Origin of the sequence: Microcoleus sp. Pol12B4, assembly GCF_036701385.1 — a bacterium.
Taxonomy (GTDB): Bacteria; Cyanobacteriota; Cyanobacteriia; order Cyanobacteriales; family Microcoleaceae; genus Microcoleus.
The window spans coordinates 1-5,317 of the sequence record NZ_JAUBQR010000317.1 but is presented as its reverse complement, the minus strand read 5'-3'; the positions used below and the strand labels follow the sequence as shown (position 1 = coordinate 5,317).

Below are 5,317 nucleotides of genomic sequence, written 5' to 3'. Positions count from 1 at the left end.
GCTATTGGATTTGCCAACCCTGACGGAGTTTCACTGCAACTAAACCTTTATCGGCCGATGCAAATTGGCAAATATCCCGCGATTATCACACTCTACGGGGGAGCTTGGCAGAGAGGCAATGCCGCTGCCAATGAAGAATTCAGCCGCTACATGGCCGCCCAAGGCTATTGTGTGGTTGCAATTGATTACCGCCACGCTCCCAAATATCGATTTCCTGCTCAGCTTGAGGACGTACAAGCCGCTCTTTCCTATATCAAAACTCATGCTGGTGATTGGGAAATCGATCTCGATCGAATTGCTCTGATGGGAAGGTCGGCAGGTGCCCATTTAGCAATGCTAACTGCTTATGATTCTAGTGTGCTTCCAGTTCGAGCAGTGGTGAACTATTACGGGCCAAATGACCTGATCCGGGGATACAATGACCCACCTTTTCCTGATGCCATAAATGTTAGAGCCGTTTTGCGTGCCTTTTTGGGAGGAACCCCAGACGAACTCAATGAGCTTTACCGTCGCGCTTCTCCCATAAATTATATTAAACCCAATCTTCCCCCTTCTCTACTGGTTTATGCAGGTCGCGACCATATCGTTCAGCCCAAGTTTGGTCGATCGCTCTACCAACGATTGCGAGCCACCGGCGATCGGGCTATTTTGCTCGAAATTCCTTGGGCTGAACACGCCTTTGATGCAGTTTTTAATGGTCCGAGCAATCAACTGGCTTTGTACTACACAGAACGCTTTTTGGCTCATGTTCTGAAGTCTTCGGATTACCAACGAGTTAAATAAAAGTTTAAATTATACTCAGTTATGCTCGATAAACGGCGTCTCAAACTGTCTGAACTATTGCTCTAAATCTCTTAATTTTAAATTCATATAAATCCCCATTACTGTGCTGGGAAAATTTTGTGGTGCGGCTGAATAAAAGCTGACTCCGCCAGCGGTGCGGCCACCACGGGGGGATTGCCCCTACAAATTTCATACCCAAATTCAGCAACCTCAAAGCGAGAGTCCTTTCTTGGCACACTATATATAGTATCCCTGGGTAACTCCTGTAAATGTACGATCTTCTCCCAGTTTCAGCGCCCAGCGTCCTGTTACACTGGAATCCTGCGGTTGTGTCCGATCGGTGCGATCGACCTTTCTGAAAAAAAACTAAAAATCTGTAGCCTGCGATACATTTATTTGGTTAATGATTGTTTAAACTCTCCAAGTGTAGATTGTGTACTCTCCATAATTCTCCAAAACCCCTAAACGAGTGCGTTGTTTGCTGGACTGCGATTTATCGATCGTCGAACCGTTAAAAACCATAAGTAGTTTTGACCTGAATTCATCGGAATTGATTCGCACAAAATTTTTGAGCTGACCAGGGTGAAGATTAGTTACTAAATCTGTGCAGCGCAGACATCTATCATGTTGACTCAAATTAGTACAGGCTCTTGTCATCTATTTTATTGCTGCTAATAACCGAAATCCAACCGCATCTCACACTGGATTGTCACGCCCGATGGGCGAAGTGATAGGGTCTCGCTCGTCCAATCTTTTAGATCCTGCCAAAAAAGGCATTCTGCCCAAAGTTAGCTTTGACTAAAAACGTTGGGTAAATCCAACATATTTGTCAATAGTTAGACTTTTGCTAACATCTATTTTTTCACAAATACTCGTCCCCCAATCCCAATACAAATAACCATGAGTGGAAACGAATCGCGACTTCAAGCAATTTCTCAAATCGTCAACCGCAAACAGATGCCTGCTCGGCCTCTCAAGCGGCTAGAAGATATGTGGGCAACAGACGTTTTTAGTCTGAGCAAGATGCAAGAAAGTCTGCCCAAAAGTATTTTCAAATCAGTAAAAAATACCATTCAAACCGGCCAAAAATTAGATGATTCCGTCGCTGATGTAGTTGCAGCCGCAATGAAAGACTGGGCTATTTCCAAAGGAGCCCTGTACTACGCCCACGTATTTTACCCGCTCACCAACAGCACCGCCGAAAAGCACGACGGTTTCATCTCAGTGCAAGGCGACGGGTCCGTCATCTCAGAATTTGCAGGAAAAGTTCTCGTACAAGGCGAACCGGATGGCTCCTCATTCCCCAACGGCGGCATCCGTTCCACGGCCGCCGCTCGCGGATACACAGCCTGGGATGTAACCAGCCCTGCTTATGTCATGGAAACAGACAACGGCATGACATTGTGCATTCCCACTGTTTTCATCTCCTGGACAGGTGAAGCCTTAGACAAAAAAACGCCACTTTTGCGTTCCATTGCCGCAATGAACAAAGCAGCAACCCGAGTGTTAAAGCTATTAGGAAATACCGAAGTTGCTCCGGTCAATTCCAGTTGCGGTTCCGAACAAGAATACTTCCTGGTAGATGCCAATTTCACCACCAGCCGCCCCGATTTACTGCTAGCAGGTCGCACCCTTTTCGGCAAACCTCCTGCGAAAGGTCAGCAATTTGACGACCACTATTTTGGAGCGATTCCAGAGCGCGTTCAAGTCTTCATGCAAGAAGTAGAAGAAAGAATGTACAGGCTGGGAATTCCTGCCAAAACCCGCCACAACGAAGTAGCTCCCGGTCAGTTTGAAATTGCACCAGTTTTTGAAGCAGCAAACGTCGCCAGCGACCACCAACAATTAACCATGACAATTCTCCGCAACACTGCGAAGAAACACGGTTTTATGTGTTTGCTGCACGAGAAGCCTTTCGCCGGCATTAACGGTTCCGGCAAACACGTCAACTGGTCGGTCGGGAATGCCACCCAAGGAAACTTATTAGACCCCGGCGATACACCGCACTCGAACATACAATTTCTAGTGTTCTGCGGCGCTGTGATTCGCGGAGTTCACAAATACGGCCCGCTGTTGCGCGCGGTAGTTGCGACTGCCAGCAACGACCACCGATTGGGCGCAAATGAGGCTCCGCCAGCAATTATCTCTGTCTATTTGGGTTCGCAATTAGAAGATATCTTCGGGCAAATTAGCCGGGGAGAAGTTAAGGACTCTAAAGGTCGGGGAATTATGAACTTAGGGGTAGAAACACTACCTACTTTCACGAAGGATGCTGGGGACAGAAACCGGACTTCGCCCTTTGCCTTTACTGGAAACCGATTTGAATTCCGTGCAGTAGGTTCGGGTCAGTCTGTTTCTGGGCCGCTGGTGGCGATGAATACAATTCTTGCAGATTCTTTGGACTGGATTGCTAACAAGTTAGAAAGCGATTTGGCTAACGGAACGGAACTGAATGCTGCCATCCAAACACTTCTCAAAGAAGTGATGGACGAACACGGTGCGGTTGTATTTGGTGGCAACGGCTATTCCGAAGAATGGCACAAAATGGCTGTTGAGGAACGGGGTTTAGCTAACTTGCGGACTACGGCCGATGCTTTGCCCGTGTTGAAGGAAGGATATATTGAAGATTTGTTTGAAAAGACAGGTGTTCTGACTCCCGTTGAATTGGAAAGCCGTTACGATGTTTATGCTGAGCAGTATTTGCTGGCACTTGAAGTCGAAGCAAAACTGGTAATAAGCATTGCAAAAACCATTATTTACCCCGCAGCGGTGAGGTATTTAGCTGAACTTTCCGGCACGATTTCTAAATTGAAAGATATTGGGATTGAACTGGAAAAGGAAAGTGCCGAAAAAGTAGCGGTTCTGGTTAAGTCAATGATGGATACTGCGAGCAAATTGAGTGCTGCTTTGAGCAAGCACGATTTTGCTTCGACAGAAGACCATATGCAATATGCTTCGCAAACAATTCGTCCTTTGATGGATGAGGTTCGCAAGTATGCGGATGCTCTGGAAGGTGAAGTGGCTGATGATTTGTGGCCTCTCCCTACTTATCAAGAAATGCTGTTTGTTAAGTAAGAGCAAACACATTCGGTTAATTGCAGGTTAGATTTGTAAGGACGCGGCAGTGCCGTGTCCTTACTTGTTTTTGAGGTTAAATGAGTGTGACGCTGAATCTGTCAAAGGCATTAAATACGAACGATAGTAAGAGTTGTGAAGATTTTTGAGATACCGTTCAACAAAGGTATCGGGGTAGAAAAAGTAATGTTGCTGCGAAAAGCTATTATGCGAATTCAATCTCTTTTCAAACAAATGACTTTGGCGGCTCTAGCTCTATTTTTTGCGCTCAGTTGCAGCCGATCGACTCCGAACGTAAACTCTTCCCCTGAAGCAAGCACCTCTAGCAGTTTTAGAGTGGCAATGCTCACCACAGGCGCCAAAGACAACCAAAGTTGGGATCAAGCTTGCTTTGAAGGATTGAATCTAATCAAAAATAAATTTAATGCTGAGGTAGACATTACTGACAGTATTGACGGTGAAAATAGTGAACCTACTATACGCAAATATGCCCAGTCAGGCTATGACGTGGTAATTGCAGCCAGTGGTGCCTATTCCACAACTGCCGAAAAGGTCGCTAAAGAATTTCCGCGAACGAAATTTGCCCTGATTACAACGCATCCAGGGAATAACAGAAATTTGGGGGCTGTTGCCTTTCGATCGGGTGAAGTGGGGTATCTCACAGGCGCTTTAGCTGCGATAAAGACTAAAAGCAATAAAGTTGGCTATATTGTGGGTGAACCTTATCCGGTTTACAAAGAAGAAGAAGCCTTGTTTAGACGGGGAGTGAAGGCAACGAATCCATCTGTTCAAGCCTCGACTGCTTTTCTCAATTCTTGGGTTGATACGGAAAAAGGCATCAAAATTGCAACGGATATGGTTGCCTCTGGAGTAGATGTTTTGACCTTCAACGCGGGTGAGGCAGGGTTAGCCGCGCTAAAAGCCGTTTCGCAAAAGCCAGGAGTCTTTGTGATTGGTAGGACAAAGGATCAGTATGAAGTGGCTCCCGGCAAAGTCCTAACTAGCGTTCTCCAGGACATTCCCAATCTGGTGCTAAATGTGGCAGTGTTAACCCAGCAAGGTCGCTGGGAAGGAAAACTTTACAAGTTTGGGCTCAAGGAAAAGATCTACGACTTTGCCCCTTTCCGTGGTAGTCTCACGTCTCAGGAAGAGGACACTTTCAAGACCATCCGAGAAGCTGTGACGACTGGCCAAATTGATGTGTCTCCTTAGTGAGCGCATTAATTGATTTACCAATATTGATCCTAAGTCTGATGCAAAATCAACGCAACGAGCGCGTTCTGCCGATCGCCAGAAGCTCCCGTTCTCATCCTTGGCAACGCTTCTTTTCTATTGCAAATCAGCTCCGCTATGGTTTGATATTTTTGGTTCTCCTGAGCTTACTGCCCACAGGTGGCTTGCTGATCTACCTCAGCTTTCAGGCGCAGATCCAGCAATCGCGATCGCTCCAAGAAGAGCG

Annotated in this window: 4 protein-coding genes; all 4 read left to right on the top strand. The window is 46.4% G+C overall.

Features of this window, described 5'->3' with window-relative positions; all coding sequences use genetic code 11:
- On the top strand, nt 1-783 hold a 783-nt coding region (locus tag QUA38_RS27115), incomplete at its 5' end, for an alpha/beta hydrolase (RefSeq protein ID WP_333167365.1).
- A 900-nt stretch (nt 784-1,683) separates the two neighbouring features.
- Complete coding sequence (locus tag QUA38_RS27110) at nt 1,684-3,858, top strand: glutamine synthetase III (RefSeq protein ID WP_333167364.1); 2,175 nt, start codon at nt 1,684-1,686, stop codon at nt 3,856-3,858.
- 342 nt (nt 3,859-4,200) lie between these two features.
- A complete protein-coding gene (locus tag QUA38_RS27105; RefSeq protein ID WP_333167366.1) occupies nt 4,201-5,070 on the top strand; it encodes a BMP family protein in 870 nt (289 codons plus the stop codon).
- A gap of 41 nt (nt 5,071-5,111) precedes the next feature.
- On the top strand, nt 5,112-5,317 hold a 206-nt coding region (locus tag QUA38_RS27100; protein ID WP_333167362.1), incomplete at its 3' end, for a hypothetical protein.

Excerpts from the sequence above, each read along its gene's own strand:
- QUA38_RS27110 (WP_333167364.1), top strand. The coding sequence starts at position 1,684 with ATGAGTGGAAACGAATCGCGACTTCAAGCAATTTCTCAAATCGTCAAC.
- QUA38_RS27105 (WP_333167366.1), top strand. The coding sequence starts at position 4,201 with ATGCTCACCACAGGCGCCAAAGACAACCAAAGTTGGGATCAAGCTTGC.